The sequence below is a fragment of the Planctellipticum variicoloris genome (genome assembly GCF_030622045.1).
GTDB lineage: Bacteria > Planctomycetota > Planctomycetia > Planctomycetales > Planctomycetaceae > Planctellipticum > Planctellipticum variicoloris.
This window is the reverse complement of sequence record NZ_CP130886.1, coordinates 5,413,833-5,430,168: the sequence shown is the minus strand read 5'-3', so window position 1 is coordinate 5,430,168 and position 16,336 is coordinate 5,413,833. Positions and strand designations below refer to the sequence as shown.

14 protein-coding genes are annotated in these 16,336 nt (G+C 63.2%); 10 read left to right on the top strand and 4 right to left on the bottom strand.

Translation table 11 applies throughout. The features are described 5' to 3' along the window. The first annotated feature begins 38 nt into the window (after positions 1 to 38). Positions 39 to 1,082: a TIR domain-containing protein gene (locus SH412_RS21180; RefSeq protein WP_336520016.1), complete on the top strand. Its 1,044-nt coding sequence runs from the start codon at positions 39 to 41 to the stop codon at positions 1,080 to 1,082. Positions 1,083 to 1,154: 72 nt separating this feature from the next. Here SH412_RS21180 and SH412_RS21175 read toward each other — a convergent pair whose 3' ends face one another. Further along, positions 1,155 to 4,076 (bottom strand): CRTAC1 family protein, encoded by a 2,922-nt coding sequence (locus tag SH412_RS21175; protein WP_336520015.1) that lies wholly within the window; start codon positions 4,074 to 4,076, stop codon positions 1,155 to 1,157. Positions 4,077 to 4,267: 191 nt separating this feature from the next. Here SH412_RS21175 and SH412_RS21170 point away from each other — a divergent pair, with 191 nt between their 5' ends. Next, positions 4,268 to 4,741, top strand: coding sequence for a M50 family metallopeptidase (locus SH412_RS21170; protein ID WP_336520014.1), 474 nt, complete (start codon positions 4,268 to 4,270; stop codon positions 4,739 to 4,741). A gap of 382 nt (positions 4,742 to 5,123) precedes the next feature. Here the strand turns inward: SH412_RS21170 and cysK are convergent, their stop codons facing one another. Further along, on the bottom strand, positions 5,124 to 6,053 hold the full coding sequence (gene cysK, locus SH412_RS21165; RefSeq protein WP_336520013.1) for a cysteine synthase A: 930 nt from the start codon (positions 6,051 to 6,053) through the stop codon (positions 5,124 to 5,126). An 819-nt stretch (positions 6,054 to 6,872) separates the two neighbouring features. Here cysK and SH412_RS21160 point away from each other — a divergent pair. Both SH412_RS21160 and SH412_RS21155 read left to right on the top strand, forming a co-directional pair. Continuing rightward, positions 6,873 to 7,256 carry a BlaI/MecI/CopY family transcriptional regulator gene (locus tag SH412_RS21160; protein ID WP_336520012.1) on the top strand — a complete coding sequence of 128 codons (384 nt, stop codon included), beginning with the start codon at positions 6,873 to 6,875 and terminating at the stop codon, positions 7,254 to 7,256. Next, positions 7,253 to 9,424: a M56 family metallopeptidase gene (locus tag SH412_RS21155; RefSeq protein ID WP_336520011.1), complete on the top strand. Its 2,172-nt coding sequence runs from the start codon at positions 7,253 to 7,255 to the stop codon at positions 9,422 to 9,424. The genes SH412_RS21160 and SH412_RS21155 overlap by 4 nt, the downstream gene beginning before the upstream one ends. 135 nt (positions 9,425 to 9,559) lie before the next feature. Here SH412_RS21155 and SH412_RS21150 read toward each other — a convergent pair whose 3' ends face one another. Then, positions 9,560 to 10,633 (bottom strand): choice-of-anchor A family protein, encoded by a 1,074-nt coding sequence (locus tag SH412_RS21150; protein ID WP_336520010.1) that lies wholly within the window; start codon positions 10,631 to 10,633, stop codon positions 9,560 to 9,562. Positions 10,634 to 10,992: 359 nt separating this feature from the next. Here SH412_RS21150 and SH412_RS21145 point away from each other — a divergent pair, with 359 nt between their 5' ends. From SH412_RS21145 to SH412_RS21130, 4 genes are all read left to right on the top strand, one after another. Next, on the top strand, positions 10,993 to 11,814 hold the full coding sequence (locus SH412_RS21145; RefSeq protein ID WP_336520009.1) for an alpha/beta hydrolase family protein: 822 nt from the start codon (positions 10,993 to 10,995) through the stop codon (positions 11,812 to 11,814). Between the two features lie 95 nt (positions 11,815 to 11,909). Continuing rightward, positions 11,910 to 12,419, top strand: a complete 510-nt coding sequence (locus SH412_RS21140) for a hypothetical protein (protein ID WP_336520008.1) — start codon at positions 11,910 to 11,912, stop codon at positions 12,417 to 12,419. Between the two features lie 349 nt (positions 12,420 to 12,768). Continuing rightward, positions 12,769 to 13,074 carry an autorepressor SdpR family transcription factor gene (locus tag SH412_RS21135; RefSeq protein ID WP_336520007.1) on the top strand — a complete coding sequence of 102 codons (306 nt, stop codon included), beginning with the start codon at positions 12,769 to 12,771 and terminating at the stop codon, positions 13,072 to 13,074. A gap of 2 nt (positions 13,075 to 13,076) precedes the next feature. Further along, positions 13,077 to 13,724, top strand: a complete 648-nt coding sequence (locus tag SH412_RS21130; protein ID WP_336520006.1) for an SdpI family protein — start codon at positions 13,077 to 13,079, stop codon at positions 13,722 to 13,724. Between the two features lie 109 nt (positions 13,725 to 13,833). Here the strand turns inward: SH412_RS21130 and SH412_RS21125 are convergent, their stop codons facing one another. After that, positions 13,834 to 14,439, bottom strand: coding sequence for a pyridoxamine 5'-phosphate oxidase family protein (locus SH412_RS21125; protein ID WP_336520005.1), 606 nt, complete (start codon positions 14,437 to 14,439; stop codon positions 13,834 to 13,836). Between the two features lie 176 nt (positions 14,440 to 14,615). Between SH412_RS21125 and SH412_RS21120 the strand changes: the two genes are divergently transcribed. Both SH412_RS21120 and SH412_RS21115 read left to right on the top strand, forming a co-directional pair. Beyond that, positions 14,616 to 15,821, top strand: coding sequence for an AI-2E family transporter (locus SH412_RS21120; protein ID WP_336520004.1), 1,206 nt, complete (start codon positions 14,616 to 14,618; stop codon positions 15,819 to 15,821). A gap of 12 nt (positions 15,822 to 15,833) precedes the next feature. Continuing rightward, positions 15,834 to 16,322: a hypothetical protein gene (locus SH412_RS21115; protein ID WP_336520003.1), complete on the top strand. Its 489-nt coding sequence runs from the start codon at positions 15,834 to 15,836 to the stop codon at positions 16,320 to 16,322. The last annotated feature ends 14 nt before the right edge of the window (positions 16,323 to 16,336 follow it).

Sequence of the window (16,336 nt, the reverse complement as noted above, 5' to 3'; positions counted from 1 at the left end):
ACACCAATGGTGAGGGCGCGAGAAGTGCGGATGCAGCCGTGCCAGCATCTTTATCGAGAAACACTCCGCTTGTCTTCATTAGTCACGATCACCGCGACGCCGATTTGGCGGAGGCGTTTGGAAATCTGTTGACGGACGCAAGCGGCGGGGTATTGCAATCTTTTCGCTCATCTGATCGAAAGGGAACTACGGGGATCGAGTTTGGCTCGGAGTGGTATAACGCAATAATGTCGAAGCTTGGAGAAGCTACCGATGTCGTTGCATTGCTGACGCAGCACAGCCTTGACAGGCCTTGGATTCTCTACGAGGCAGGGGTCGCGAAAGGAAAACTGAATTCTACGGTTCTGGGTATAGCAGTGGGAATCGACCTTGAGAAAGCGAATGCCGGACCGTTTGCTCAATTCCAGAACTGCGGGGATGACGTCGATTCACTGACGAAGCTGGTGCTGCAACTGATCAAACGGAATCCTCAAGCCTCCCCTCGTGCGGAAGCCGTCCGCCGTCAAGTTGCGGCATTTGTTGAATCCGCCGAAGGCATCAAGAAGTCACGGGGATCGAAGTCCAAGAGCGAAACACCGGTGGATCAAACGTCAGTCGCAAAGATCTTTGAAGAAGTAAAGGTCCTTGTTCGAGATCTTCCCCAGCGACTGGAGCTTCAGATTCGCGAAGACGTTTCGCACCGGCAATCACGGAGGAAGCGACGCTTCCATCCAATGATGATCCTTGAAGAGATTATGCACCACCCCTCATGGGAAGATAACAATTCAGGTCAGACAGTTGGCCTGATGGTCGTGGCCTCAATGCTTCGTGATGATCATCCGTGGTTTTTTGAACTCGTCGCAGATTTACATCGATCCGTTCAATTGGGTAACAGGAGAGCAATCGAAACGGCGCGAAACTCGCTCATGACCTCGGTTGATGTGCTTGGGCGTCGTGGACTTTTCGAAGTAGGTGGCCCAAAAGACGAGGAAATGTACTTTGTAATGCATCACATTACCGAGATCATTGAGCGAATTGGGCGAGTACCGCGAACCGGGGGGCCGAAGCGAAATACCGAGGATGATGCTGATAAATCTTCCTGATATTGGTTAGCAACTCAGGCCACTAGGAACGCTCAAAGATTCCATACGGCGTTGTAAAACGCGTGGCAGCCGTTACTCCCGCCTGAACTCAACCACCCCCCGCCCTTCAATCACCCGATACTCCCGCCCCGCAGCAACCACTCCCAGCTCTTCCTCCCGCCCCCCCGGCCAGCGGACCGTCAACTGGTCGATCTGCGTCGCCGCCCCCAGGCCAAGGATCAGCCGCTTCTCGTTCGACGCCTGATACCCATCCCCTGCTGTGAGCTGCAGGACACGTCGCTCGTCGCCAATCTCCGCGATCACCCGCGCGACGATCGGCACGCGGGCCGACGTCGTCCCCACCAGCGACAGCGCCACGAAGTTCCCGGCCGCCGACTCGTTGAGCAGCAGCGCCGACGGTTCATCGAGCGTTCCGACCGCCGCATCCGCCCGGCCGTCGCGGTTCCAGTCCAGCGTCGCCACGCTCCGCCCGATGCGGTGCCGCTCGAAGTACGGTCCCAGTTCTTTCGCGGAAAGCTCGGCGAATTTCCCGCCCCCCGTATTTCGCAGCACTTGAGTCGGCATCTCCAGCGGCTGGTTGTCGTAGGAAAAATCGTCGAGGTGGCCGTTGGCGACCAGCAGGTCCGGGTGGCCGTCCAGGTCGGCGTCGAGGAACTGCGTCCCGAACCCCAGCCAGGCAAAGCCCGGGTCGCGTAGGCCGGCCGCGCGGGTTTCGTCGGCGAACATTCCGTCGCCGATCTGCCGATAGAGGGTGTTCGATTCGCGGATATAGTTCGTGACGAACAGGTCCAGCCGGCCGTCGCCGTCCGCGTCGCCGGTCGCCACCCCCATGCAGGCCTGCGGCCGGCCGTCCGCATCAAATGCCAGTCCCATCGCCAGGGCGGACTCGGCGAACCGCGGCTGGCTCGGATCGGTCGTGAGGTTCACGAACGTATGATTCGCCACGGCGTCGTTCGCCACGAACACGTCCAGCGCCGGCGACCCCGCGAGATCCGCAATCACCAGCCCCAGTCCCTTGCCCTCGGGCGCCGCCAGACCGGCGGACAGTCCATCCAGTCGCTCGAAGCGTCCGTCGCCGAGGTTCACAAAGCAGCGATCCGCGGCCGCGGCGAAGGAACCCGGATCGCAGACGCGCCGCTTTCCATTCCGGTCGCAGATCCGCGTATGAACGTCGTCGCCGGCCAGATAGGTGACGTCATACAGATCGGGCAGGCCGTCGCCGGTCAAGTCGGCCATTGCGACGCTGGCCGTCCAGGTGTCATCGAGCGCAGCGATCTGACCGGTGAAATCGGCAAACGTCCCGTCGCCGTTGTTGCGGTAGAGCCGGTTGCGGCCGATGTTGGCCACGTAGAGATCCGCAAACCCGTCATTGTCGAAATCCCCCGCCGTTACACCCTGCCCGAAGCGAACCTCGTGCAACCCCGCAAGCTCCGTGACATCCTGACTGGCGATCCCGTGCCGATTGCGAAATAACCGGTCGAGCGGACTCCGCGTGTCGGGTTGAACGGGCCACGGGCAGCCTTGCGTGAAATAGAGATCGGGCCAGTCATCGCCGTCGTAGTCGAAAGCGGCAATCCCTCCACCCGCGGACTCGAAGATCCGCATTCCTTCCGTCGCGGGATCGGGGCTGTTGAAGTACGTAAAGGCGATTCCCAGTCGTGCGGCAGCGTCCGTGAACCGGATTCCGGCCGGCGGCTGCGCTGCAATCGCCTGAGTCGCCGGAGTCGTTGCCGACCAGTCCGGCAGCGGGAAGCGGTCGACCGGAAAGCCGATCCGTGGATCGGGGTTGAGCACGGTCCAAGGCGTCTCTGACGTGATCCGTGGTTGCAGCTTCGCCGTCAGCGACCTGACCCACGGCTCAAGCGGATTCAGCTCCTCCGCGACCCGGCACCACGCGGCGCTCTCCCACAGCCGGCCCAGTCGTTCGGTCTGCTCGGCGAGCAGCCGGATCACTTCCAGATCCCCCGGATTGCGATGCAGTTGCTCGATCGCAGCGGACAGCTCATGCAACTCATTCGCCCGCTTCAAGAATGGTCCCGCGAGCGAGTTTTCATCCAGAGCGTGCAGTTCCTTCCCGAGCCGATAGACCGCCGAGCGGGCGTTGATGTCCCGTCGAGTCGCTTCAAAGAAGCACCGCACCGCCGCTTTGGCTTGTCCCATCGCCTCCGCCCAGCGCCCCCGCAGCACCCAGATCTCGGGCAGAACCTCCGTCTCCCGCGAAACGGTCTGCTGCCATTCGGCGAACTCCGCCAGTTGATTGCGGGCCAGCAGCAGCTCGCCGCGCAGCGCCTGCGATTCCGGAAACTCGCCGGCCCCCGCAATCCACTTCGCAACGCCATCCCAGTCGTTGCGCGAGGCCGCTTCGACGGCGCTGGCCAGATGCGTCAATGGATCGTCGGGAGCATTCGCCTGACAGGTCTTCAGAAACTCCGCGTCGAGCGCCGGGCGTTCGGGGTCGGTGATGACGAGCAGCGTCCCGAGGTGCGACCGTCCGGTGCCGATCAGCTCCTGCAGCCAGGGCAACGCCGAGCGCCGCCGGCCGGAAGTCGTGTCAACAAAGGCAATCCGCTCGGCGACGGGATACGTCTTCTGATCTTTGATCGACTGCAGACTCCGCTTGGCGTCGGTCAATCGCCCCAGCGTCCGTTGAACTTCCGCCAGCGAGAAACGAGCTCGATCCCGATCGACGCCCGGTCGTTCCAGCGCCCGTTCGTAATAAATAATTGCTTCCGCCGGTCGTTCGCGAAGCGCGGCGACGTCTCCAGCGGCAAGCAGCACTTCGGGATGGTCAGGCTCCGTCGCAAGCCCCCGCGCCAGCAGCGGCTCAGCCTTCGCCAGCTCTTCGGCCTGAATGGCCTGCCGCAGCTCGACCAGTTCACCATTGGCCAGCGGCCGCGGCCCGCGGCCCGCAATCAGCCAGACGGTCAGCAAACCGCCACTTGCCAGCAGCAGTCCAGCCAGCCAGAGGACCAGACGATGGCGAGGCAAAGACATTCCCTCTCCCGGTGCTTCTTCAACCCGTTCCGTTCTGGAACCGAGTCTAGACGGAGACCTCTCCGACCGCCATCATGCCCTCGCGAGTCAGCGTTCTATGACCTCACTCAGAACGGTATTCTCCTTCTCTTCTCCGCGTCCTCCGAGTCTCCGCGGTGAATCCTCTTCTTCACTTCGTCGCCAGAGATCCCATGGAAGCCACCGCCTATCACGAAGCCGGGCATGCCCTGATCGCCACACTCCTCGGCGGGCGCGTGAAGTCCGTGACGATCACCCCCGACGATGACGACGGACCGCGGCGGTTCGGCGACACTCAGGTCCACTGGCGGCGGTCGGTCAGCGAGCGGGACCTGCACGAACATGGCATCCGGGTGGCCCTCGCCGGCCCGGTCGCGGAGATGCTCTACTCGGGCGACCCGTTTCATCCCGGCCTGGTCGCCGAATGGGCGTCGGACTGGCAGGCGGCGTGGGAACTCGCCGAGCCGTTCTTCCCCGATCACCGCAAGCGGCTGGCCTACCTGGAAGAGGTCACCTGCCAGCTCCACCGCCAGCTCGACGCCGAACCCCACTGGTCCGCCGTCGCCGCCCTCGCCGACCATCTGCTCGCCCACGAGACGCTGGAGCTGGAAGAAGTCCGCGAGATCGTCGGCGAGTGGCTGGGCTGACGGATCATCGCTGTTACAGGGTGCTATGGCCGGTCTCGGCCGCGCAGAGCAATTCAATGACCCCGACAGGGGTCAAAGACAGTCGTTGCCCCGCCCCCGCGGGAGCACTCGTCGGGGAGGAACGCAGGCTCTGCGGAGGACGGGTGGCTGGGGTCGGGCGTCTGCGACCGCCCCCAGCAAATGCAAACGGGCTTCAATTCTGGGGGCTCGAAGACTCGACCGCTGCCACCCGCCGGCAACGGATCTCTCCAAACGCAAAATCGGCGTGTTCCTCAGGAGCCAGCGGTTGAGGAGCGCTTCGCTCCGACACCCCTGGGGATGTACGCCCAAGTCCCCCCGACAATACAGCAATACAGCGTTTTGTGTCGGCCGTGCCGGACGGCTATCGGTATTCCTCAAACAGCGCTGTCGACAGGTACCGCTCGCCGGAGTCGGGCAGCACCACCACGATCGTTTTCCCGGCCGACTCCGGCCGGGCCGCGATTCGCAGCGCCACCGCCATCGCCGCCCCGCAACTGATCCCGCAGGTGATCCCTTCCTCGCACGCGAGTCGCTTGGCGATCTCCAGAGAGTCTTCGTCGGAGACGGTCTGGACTTCGTTGATCACGCTCCGGTCGAGGATGTCCGGTACAAACCCGGCCCCGAGCCCCTGGATCTTGTGCTTGCCGGGCGCTCCCCCCGACAGCACCGGACTGGAAGCCGGTTCAACTGCGACGACGTGCAGCGGGTGCTTCTTTTCGTTCTTGATGTAACGGGAGACGCCAGTGATCGTGCCGCCGGTCCCCACGCCGGCCACGAAGATGTCGACCTTCCCCTGAGTGTCTTCCCAGATCTCCGGACCGGTCGTCTTGAAGTGAATGGCGGGATTGGACGGGTTCTTGAACTGCTGGGGCATGTACCAGCCGGGTTGCTGCGACAATTCCTCGGCCTTGGCGATCGCCCCCTTCATGCCGTCGGCGCCGGGAGTGAGAATCAGGTTCGCCCCGAAGCCCTTGAGCATCATCCGGCGTTCGACCGACATCGTCTCCGGCATGGTGAGCGTCAGCGGATAGCCGCGGGCCGCACAGACAAAGGCCAGCGCGATGCCGGTGTTGCCGCTGGTCGGCTCGACGACGTGCATGCCGGGCTTCAACTGGCCGGATTCTTCGGCGTCCCAGATCATCGCCGCACCGATGCGGCACTTCACGCTGTAGGCGGGATTCCGGCCCTCGATCTTGGCCAGAACCGTGGCTCCGAGTCCTTGAGTGAGTCGATTGATCCGCACGAGCGGCGTGTGGCCAATGGAACGCGAATTATCCTCGTAAACCGGCATCGGCGAGACTCCTTCCGGGCGACATCCGCCGCGGAAATCGCATGCCGGGCGGAGAGTTAATGCAATTTGCAGTCTGGTGTATCGCAGAAAACGACGGGGGTCAACGGCAGTCGATCCGTCTGTGCTCCTCGGGTTGCGGGTCGCCCGCTGACAGATTCGCAAGGTCGCGGGATCGTCGCTGCCGCTCCGCCACGACTCGCAGACTCCCCGCACGCACTCCGACTGCGATTTCGAGGCGTCATTCAGCGAGTTGGCGACGGAACTTTGCACGTACTTGGACGGATCGTCCTTGTTCCGACGTTTTGCGTCGAATTTGCAGGCGCGTGCCCTGCGCGCGGACCGCGATCGGCTCCGGCGGGGGGAAGTCTTTTACGCTTCCCCCGCCGGAGTCCGTCTGGCGGTTTCGAATGGCCGGTGGAAGTCCCGGCGGTCCAGTCACGTTGATCAGGTTCGCCGGTCGTTTGGCCGGGTGAACGGGGAAAAGCTCGACGTCGAGGCTGTGCGCACACGGGGTGCGCCCCTCGGACTTTCCTTTCGGAAAGCCCGTCGCTGGGCCCTGATCAGGCCCGGTTTGACGGGAATCGTCCGGAACGCCGGCGGTGGCCCGCCGACGCGCATGCTCCTATGTCCCCGTCATAAATAGCGAGTTTGTTGCGCGGAATTCACATAAGAAGTGGTTGGTGGGTCGTGGATGGGGAGGACGAGACTGCTCCTCATTCGCCACCAGCCACTCCTCACTCCCTTTCCTCTTGACTCCCCCGCCCGCTCCCACGATATTTGCCTCGCCAAATTTGGAAAGCCAAATCTCAAGGAGGAAGCATGGCCCGCCCCCCCGATCCGCAGCTCACCCAGCGCGAGCTGGATGTGATGCACGTCTACTGGCGGCACGGCGATCTGACCGCCCAGGAGGCCCGCGACCTCCTTGCGAAAGCCGGCACCGACCTGGCCTACGTCACCGTCGCCAATCTGGTCCGCATCCTCGTCGAAAAGGACTGCCTCGCAGCGACCACCGACGAACGACCGTTCCGCTACCGGTCCCGCCGGTCGTTCGACGAAATCTCGCAGTCGCTCGTCGGCGATCTGCTGAAGCGGGTCTTCCAGGGGTCGCGCGAACAGCTCCTCGTGCAGCTCCTGGGCCAGAAACGACTCACCAGCCGCGAACGGGCCGTCCTCGAAGACATTCTGAAGGAGGACGGGCCATGACCGACTGGGAAGCCTCCCTCGCGGCCTGTCTGCTGCAGGTCGCCCTCGTCACAGCAGTTGCACTCGGTCTGCTGGGCCGCGTGCGACAATGGAACGGCAGCGAACGACTGAGATTGTGCCAGGCCGCGTTCGCTGGCGTGCTGCTCCTCAGCCTGCTGGCGTTCGCTCGACCGCTGCCGGGCAACTGGCCCGGCCGGATGACCGTGGCGAGTTCTGCAACGAATTCAGGCCGGGAGACGACCGTCAGCGTTCCCTCGACCGAAGCGGACTCGACGGCGAATCGCGGCATTGCGATCTCCTGGTCGCAATTGCAGGACGTGAGCCGCAGCGCTCTGTCGCTGCTGGGCGCCCGGACCGCACAGGCCGCCTGGCCGCGCTGGCGGTGGTGGGTGGTCGTTCCCTTGGCGCTGCTGGCCACGCTGGCGACTGTCCGATTGAGTCTCGCCGCGCGGCGGCTGCACGCGCTCTGGCGCGCGAGCCGGCCGTTAACCGACGACGCCCTGGCCGCGGAACTGGAATCGCTGCAGCAGCGTTACGGATTGCGCGGCCCGGTGCTGCTCCGCGAGACGTCCGCGCTGTCACAGGCCGCCGTCATTGGCTGGCGGCGACCCGTCATTCTGTTGCCGGACGACTGGCGAGACTGGTCCGCCGCCGAGCTGCGGCTGGTCCTCGCTCACGAACTGGCCCACATCCGCCAAGGAGACCTCCGCTGGCGCTGGCTGGCCGAGGTGGTCCTGGTCCTGCATGCCTGCCAGCCGCTCGTTTACTGGCTGCACCGCCGACTGGTCCTGGAGCAGGAGCTTGCCGCCGACCGCACTGCCGCCGAAGCGTGCGGCGGGGCGGCCGCCTATTTGAAAACGCTGTCAACCTTGGCGCTGCGGTGCGACATCCGCCCCGAGCGCACCACACTTGCGCCGGTCCTGACCGGCCTGCTGCTGAGGAGAGTCGAAATGTTGCAGACCAGGGAAGGTCGCACTGTCTCCACAACTCGCTTGTGGAACTGGATCAGGCCGGCGGCGCTTTGCGCCGCCATCGCCCTCGCCTGCGGGCTGCAGTTGCCCGCCGCGGAGGAGCCGGAGGAACTGGGCGACGGGAAAGCGTCGCGGGTTGTCACGGCTGAAGCCACGGAGCGGCCGCTTTCGGAACCTGCAGCCGCCTTTTCGCGGAAAATCGAGGCTCCGCTGGTGACTCCGCACGCCGACGGGGGGCTGCTGGAGGTTCATCTGAAGGAGTTTCTCAGCGGTCCGGCCGGAAAGGTGATTACCGCGGATCTCCGCCGCGGCGTGCTGGATGAGATGTTCGAAAACATCGACGAAATGATCGGCCAGACAGGAGCTGCAATTGTCAGGACTGTGCTCGATGCAATTGTCAAGAACGATGTCGAGACGATTGCGGCGGACATGCACATCATGCTTGCCTATCGGCCCGATACGCCGGACGATCATAAGCATCAACTGAGCCTCGGTGCCCGATCTCTGCGAGTGCAGATGAAGGTCAGCGGAGAGTTGACTGCTGGATTGCCGGCCGACGCCGACGCGGTTCTGCAGTTCCGCGGGATTTCCTACGTACCGGTTTCGACGGACGTCTTCACGTCGCCCGACAAGCCGTTGCGAATGTGCGCGGCCTATCCCGATCCCGGGACGCTGGTGCTGGTCTTTGGCGAGGAGGAGCTGAAGCACGTCTTTCCGGCGCAACCAGCAGTTCTGTCGCCGAATGCCGCTCGCCTGCGGCGCAGCGTCGGCGGCGGCGTGCTGACAATGGTCCTGCCCGCGGCTTCGCTGAAACGGCACAATCTGAACGACTCCGACGAACCGGGAGACAAGATCGCGAACGATCTGCTGCAGCACGCCGAAGCCGCGGCTCTGGGCGTCGACATTACGCCCGGAAACCGGTTGGCCGTCCGGATGCGCTGCTGCTATCCGAATGCCGAACAGGCCCGCGCCGCCGAGCAGCAGGCGCAGGCGCTCGCTCGACTGGCCCAGGACGCGCTCTCGAAGGTCGGGACGATCATCAAGGTTGAGAACAACGTGCAGAAACCCGTCGACGGCGGCGTGACGTTCTATCGGGAACTGCTGGCGAATCACAAGCTGTCAGTGGAAGTCCAACCGGACGGGACGGCGGATCTGGTCTTCGAGTCTTCCGGCAGCCATTGGTTTGAGCAGCAGTAACCAGCGCATCGGTCCGTGACGGCCCCTTTCGCCCAACCGCTCCCTGTTCCAGAGGTCAATTCAACGAGCAGGCCCCGCACGCCGGTAATTACGGAGTGCGGGGCCTGCCTTTGTCGATGCGATTCCTTTGACGGGTCAGATCGGGTTCGACTTTTCTGCTTCGCGTCGCCGGCGCAGACCTGCTCGTCCAAAGAACGCCGCCAGCCCGAACGCCGCCAGGGCGAATGTTCCCGGCTCCGGGACGACCGGACTGCCGGCCGGGACATTGGGATTGGGAGTCGGGGGCGGAGGAACGGGCAAAGTCCCTTGGAACAGCACATTGTGCGATTCCCCGCCTCCCGTGAAGTGACCGACGATCAGCGAACCGTTAATCTGGCCATTGCTGAAATTGACGGTGGCCTGGGGAGCCAGAATGGTCCCTTCGACGGCGATGCCCCCGAGCGTAATGCTGGTCGCGTCGGCGAAATTGTAGACGACATGCTGACGGTCGACGCCGCCGGCGAATGAGATCCCCATGTTATGCATCGAAGCAGTTCCGCCGGTGACGTTCACCACGACCGTCACGCCGGCGCCGGCCTTGATGACCAGCGTATGGGCCGCAGACAGGTCTGCCGCCGCCACGTTGAAGATGACTGTCGACCCGACCACATTCGAGCCATCGAGCGTCAGCGTTCCATATTGAGTGGTTGAGGTCCCTGTCGCCGCCAGCGACGCCAGGTAGTCCGATTCGGCCATCAGGTAATCGGCAACCTCCGAAAAGCTGAACGGGAAGGCCGTCGCCGGATTATTGGAGTCGGCATGAAAGTACCCGGGCGCCGTGTAGGTTCCTGCCACATCAACCGTCCCGCTGATCGAGCCGCCGCCGGTGAACGTGGCATTTCCGTTCACGGCGAGATTTCCTTGAATCGTCGGATTGTGCCAGTTGACGTTGCCGCCCACCAGGACGTTTCCCGTGACGCTGCCAGACTGATTGACGAAGTTCCCCCCGACGATCAGGTTGGTGGACGAAGTGCCGGCCTTGTTTCCGATCGAGTACGACGAGAACTGAGCGTTGCCGCCGACGGCGACTCGTCCTTCAATGTCGCTGTTCGTGCTCGTCAGATTCCCGAGCGTGAAGACATTGAAGTCACCGGCCGGACCGAGATTGATGAAAGCGGCTTCTGCAGAAGAGGTTACGGCAAGCAGCCCGATGGCGCAGCAGAGCAACATCCCGGCACCACGCGTGAAACTCCTGTAATGCATCGAACGACCTGATCACTTTCGAAAACTCTCGGCCTCCGACTGACGAACCGCCGCCAAGTCCGGAAATACGGCAAAATACTCCGCCGAGTGCGTGCAAATACTAATCTCCGGGCCGCCAAAAACTAGAGCCAGACTGCCCATTCCCCCAAAGAATCTGCCAGGTCGCGGCGAGATTGACGGCAAAGGCAGTTTGAGGGCCGCATTGGGGGAGGACGCCGGCGAGCGCGGAAGACGACCGCTCCCTGTTGACGGCAGTCGCGCAGCAGGTGACAGTAAACGTCACGTGTGCCGCAAACTCTCACCACTCCGTGACTTGGGAATCTTTGATGTCGTACTTGAGACTCGGCTGTCTGGCGTCCGTGGTCGCATTTCTCGTCAGCCCCGCCCTCGCCGCGGATCTGCCCCCGTTTCCTGGAAAAACTTCCGACTGGCATGGCTTCACACGGTACGACTTTGAAGTCGCCGGCAAGCCGGTGCTGGTCGTGACGCCGAAGGAAGCCGCTCCCGGGAGGCCCTGGGTCTGGCATGGCGAGTTCTTCGGCCATAAGCCCGCCCCGGACATTGCGTTGCTCGGCAAAGGGTTTCATATCGTCTACATGAGCGTCCCGGACCGGCTCGGCTCGCCCGAGGCGGTTCGCTTCTGGAACGACTTCTACGCCGAGCTGACCGGCAAATACGGCTTCGCGAAGAAGGCCGCGCTGGTCGGTCTCAGCCGGGGCGGGCTCTACTGCTACAACTGGGCGGCGGCGAATCCCGACAAAGTTGCCTGCATCTACGCCGACGCCCCGGTCTGCGACTTCAAGAGCTGGCCTGGCGGGAAAGGGAAGGGGCCGGGGAGCAAACGGGACTGGGACCTGGTCCTGTCGCAATATGGGTTCGCCAATGAGGCCGAGGCGCTGGCGTATGCCAAGAACCCGGTCGACAACCTGGCGCCGCTGGCGAAAGCCGGGGTCCCGTTGCTGCACGTCTACGGCGACGCCGACGAAGTCGTCCCGTGGGAAGAGAACACCGGCCTGGTCGCCGAGCGCTACCGGAAACTGGGGGGCGACATCACCCTGATCGCCAAGCCGGGGGTGAAGCATCATCCGCACGGCCTGGAAGACTCGACGCCGATCGTGGAATTCATTGTGAAGTCTACGAATCGGTGATTGGTGATTGGTCAGTTGTCAGTTGTCAGTTGTCAGTGGCAAAGGTGCGAGCGGACGTTCTTACTCTCAACTCTCAACTCTCAACGGACTTTCCCATGACCGTCACTGAGTGTTTCGAGCTGGCCAGTTACATTGTCACGGTCTTCGGGCTGCCGCTGGCGATCGGGACGTTCATTTACGAACAGCGGAAAGAACGCGAGAACGAAGAAGAAGAGGTCTACCTGCTCCTCTCGGATGCGTATCACGAGTTCTTGAAGCTCGTGCTGGCCAATCCGGATCTGCAGTTGCGAACGCAGTCCGCGAATTTCGATCTGACCCCCGAGCAGGAAGAGCGGCGGCAGGTCATCTTCGACATCCTGATCTCGCTGTTCGAACGGGCCTATCTGACCGCCTTCGAAGACCAGATGACGACCCGGCAGGCCCGACGGTGGCACTCATGGGACGACTACATGCGGGAATGGTGTCGGCGGGCCGATTTCCGCCGGTTGCTGCCGCGCCTGCTGCAGGGGGAAGACGAAGACTTCGCCCGTTACATCCGCCGGCTGGAACAGGAAGAGCTCCAGGCCATCCATGCGGAAAGCAAAAAGCTGACAGCGGAAGGCTGACCGCCAGAGCGTTGCGATTCGAATTAATCCGGGTGGCCGGGGCTGGAGCGCCTTCGCGATGCCCCGGTCGTCATCAACAGGGCCGAAAACTTTACGCGGACACCCGGAGCGGCATGGAGTGACGCCCGTGGAGGGTGGATAGAACCTTGCTCCTGCCGCGGTACTGGTTTCGTGAACCCCCTGCTCTCGCGGGCGAGAACGCTCTATATCTATAACTGAATTCGCGTTCATTCGTGCAATTCGCGGTTCGTATTTTCTTCCGAAGAGAGTTTGACAAGACCGAGCAGCGCGCCAATAATTCGATCAACGTCGAATTAGCTGGCGATCGAAATAGCAGGGGTGGCCGGCAGTGTTTAATGAAGCCTTCAAAGCCATCGCCGATCCCACGCGGCGGGAGATCCTGCGGATTCTGGCCAGCGGCGAGAAGTCGGCCGGCGAACTCGCCGACCAGTTCGAGATGACCAAGCCGACGGTTTCGCACCACTTTCAGGTTCTGAAAGACGCGGACCTGGTCAGTACGCGCCGGGAAGGAACGCGGATTTACTACCGGCTGAACACCACGGTCACGCAAGACCTGCTCCGCTGGATGTGGGATGCGTTCGGACAGCCGGAGGCCTCTGGTTCGAGCAAGCCCGAATCCAAGAAGAAAGCCTAGCCATGCAGCGCAAACGGGTGTGGGTGAGCTGGGGCATGATCGTGCTGATGTGCGGAGCCACCGCCGCCGTCTATTCGTGGTTGCCGGAGCGGATTCCGATTCACTGGAATCTCGAAGGCCGGGTCGACGGCTACGGCGACCGCGTCTGGGCGGTCTGGCTGACGCCGGGGATTGCCTTGCTGGTCAATCTCCTGTTCGTCGGATTGCCGTACCTCTCTCCGAAAGGGTTTCGGATGGAGGAATCCCGGCCGATCCTCGACTTCGTGGCGCAGGTCCTCACCCTGTTTTGCGTGGCCCTGCAGACGCTGACGATTTACGCCGTCTTTGAACCGGGCGTCGATGTCGGCCGCTGGATCGTCGCCAGCATTCTGCTGATGCTCGCCGGGCTGGGAAACGTGCTGGGCAAGATTCAGCGTAACTGGTTCGTCGGCATCCGCACTCCCTGGACGCTGGCCAGCGAACGGGTCTGGGCCGATACCCACCGGCTGGGGGCCTGGCTGTTTACGGCGGCGGGGATCGTGGGAACGGTCTGCGTCGTCGCGGGGTTGCCGCTGGCTGTGCCCTTTGCGCTGATCCTGATTGCGGCGCTCTCACCGGCGGTCTACTCGCTGATTCACTACAAACGGCTGGAGTCGCGGGGGCTGCTCTAGCAACCTCTCAAACACGGGATCGGGTGGCCGGGGCTGGACCGAAGGGAAGCCCCGGTCTTCAACATTCGGGGCATCGCGAAGACGCTTCTGTCCCGGCCGCCCGTTGGCCCTACGAGGCGAGCCATTCGAAGACCGGCTCGTCGTCTGGCCAACGCACCTGCAGCCTCAGATGTCCCGTGGCCCGCAGGAAGTACCAGTCGAGGCGCTCCACGCCGCCGGTCAAGACGCAGAAGTTCGGCCAGCCGGCTTCGCTCTCCTCAAGCGTCGGCAGGCGATCGCGCAGATGTTCCGGCAGATTGACGAAGGGGCCGGGCTGAACGGCGCCTGGAGCCGCCGGCGCCAGGTACTGGCGGCGCTGTTCGAGCGGGACGGCCTCCCACCGCTGCCGGGCGAGGGGGTCGCCGTGATGCAGTTGCAGCGGCCCGGCAATCCGGATCTGCACGCGTCGGGCGGGGTCGTAGAAGTGCCAGGCGCCGCGCGGCGACTGACGGATCTGTTCGACTTTCGGCGAGCGGACGTCCGTGTGACAGAACAACGTGCGACGGGCAGGATCGAACTCGCGGAACACGAGCGTCCGGACGTCGCAGCCAGCTTCGTCGACCGTCCCCAGGACCGGCAGTCGCCAGGGGTGGTTGACGTCCGCCGGCGCCTGCGCGAGCAGCTCCCAGACCCGATCCAAAATGGCCTGCGGCCGATCGAGAAGTTCGTCGAACACTCAGCCTCCTGCGCAATCTGCAGACCTGGACGTCACCGGCGGAGTTTATCGCAGGGCGACTCGATTCAGCGAGGCCGGCGTGCGGATTATGATCCGATCCGGTAGGCTCCCCGTTATCGAATCGGCAGCTTCAGCCCCGATTCTGCCCCCGTCACTCGCTCCTGCGGAAGTACTCTATGGAATCGTCAGGTCCTCCTGCCACTCCGCAGGCCGAGTGGATGGTCCGCATGGTCTCGCTCGGCGTCCTGCTGACGTTGATCGTCATTCTCGGAGTGACGTTCTATCAGGTGCTTGCGCCGTTTCTGCTGCCGCTGTTTCTGGCCGCGGTCATCGCCATCGTCTGCCAGCCGCTCCATCGACGGGTCCTGCGCAGCACCGGGCCTCGACCGGCGGTCGCCGCCGGGATCACCACGGCGCTGGTCGTCTGCGGATTCATGCTGCCCCTGCTGATTATCACCGTGCTGGCGGCCGGCCAGTTGCTGCAACTGACGGATCAGGTCACCGACCAGGTCGTTGCTCAACGAGTTCAGTCCGACAACCCGGACGAAAACGAAGCGCCCGCCAGGCCGACGACACAGGCCTGGAAGCCGGCGTTGGATGTGGTGTGGAAGAAGACCATCGACCCGGCGCTGGCCTGGTGCGACCAGTTCGTGCCGTTGAAAATCGATTCGGAGTCATTGAAAGGCCAGTTTGAGCAGAACCTGCGCGGCCTCGTCAAGAATCTGGGCGAGCGGACGTTTCAGATTGCGACGTCAACCGTGGGCTGGTTCGTCTCGCTGCTGGTCGCGTTCGGCATGTTTCTGGTCGCCCTGTACTACTTCCTGGCGGATGGCGCCGGGCTGCTGCAGGCGACGAAGCGGCTGATTCCTGTTCAGACGGAGCACCAGCAGAAGCTGGCGGAGCAGTTCGCCAAGGTCGTTCGCGCTGTGGTGCTGGCGACGTTTCTGGCCGCGTTCGTGCAGGGGCTGGCGACAACGCTGGCCCTGCAGGTCTGCGGGCTGGGGCATTTCGTTATCTTCCTGGCTCTCTCCACCGTAGCGGCCCTGATTCCCCTGGCGGGAACGTGGATCGTCTGGGGGCCGTGCGCAGTGTGGCTCGCAGCCCAGGGACACGTGGGGTCGGCGATCTGTCTGACGCTGTACGGCATCCTGGTCGTCGGGCTGCTCGATAACGTCGTTCGGACGTACGTCCTCAATACCGACGCCCAGCTTCATCCGCTGCTGGCCTTCGTCAGCGTCCTTGGAGCGCTCCAGGTCATGGGCCTCTGGGGCGTCTTTATCGGCCCGATCGTTGCATCCTGTCTCTACGCGCTGCTGCAGATCTTCAATACGGAACTGAGCGACCTGGCGACCTTGAAAAAGCAGCCTCAGGCGGAAACCTAAGGAGCGCTGACAATGGAGCCTCCCACCGACAATTCCGCAATGTCTCCGAAGGACAGCGATGAGGCCGTGATCGCGGCGGAACAGATTGCCCGCGGACGGGGAAGGCCGCAGTGGTTCGCCGGATTTCTTTCCGGAGTCGCCTGCGCCGGCGTGCTCCTCGCCGCCGTTTTGATCTGGCCCTATCTGCCTGTTTCGCAAGCGGAAGATGTCGCCATTTACCGGCAGCAGAAAGCGATTCTGGCGGAGGCTGAGGCGGCGATGGGCGATCCGGTCGCAATGAAGGCCGTCGCCGCCCGCCACAACGACGAAATGGTCGCTATGGCGAGAGATCTGACCAAGCGCCTCAGCTCGTCCTATCCGCACCGGAAGTTTCTGAGCTGGAACGCGAAATACCGGTTCGCCGAGATCACGGGTTCAGACCCGCAGAAATCCGCACAAGGTGTCAAGGACTTCGAGGCGAATCTGAAGCAGGCGGCGAAGCATCTCCGATTGAAGGACTGAGCAGGCGCCAAGCG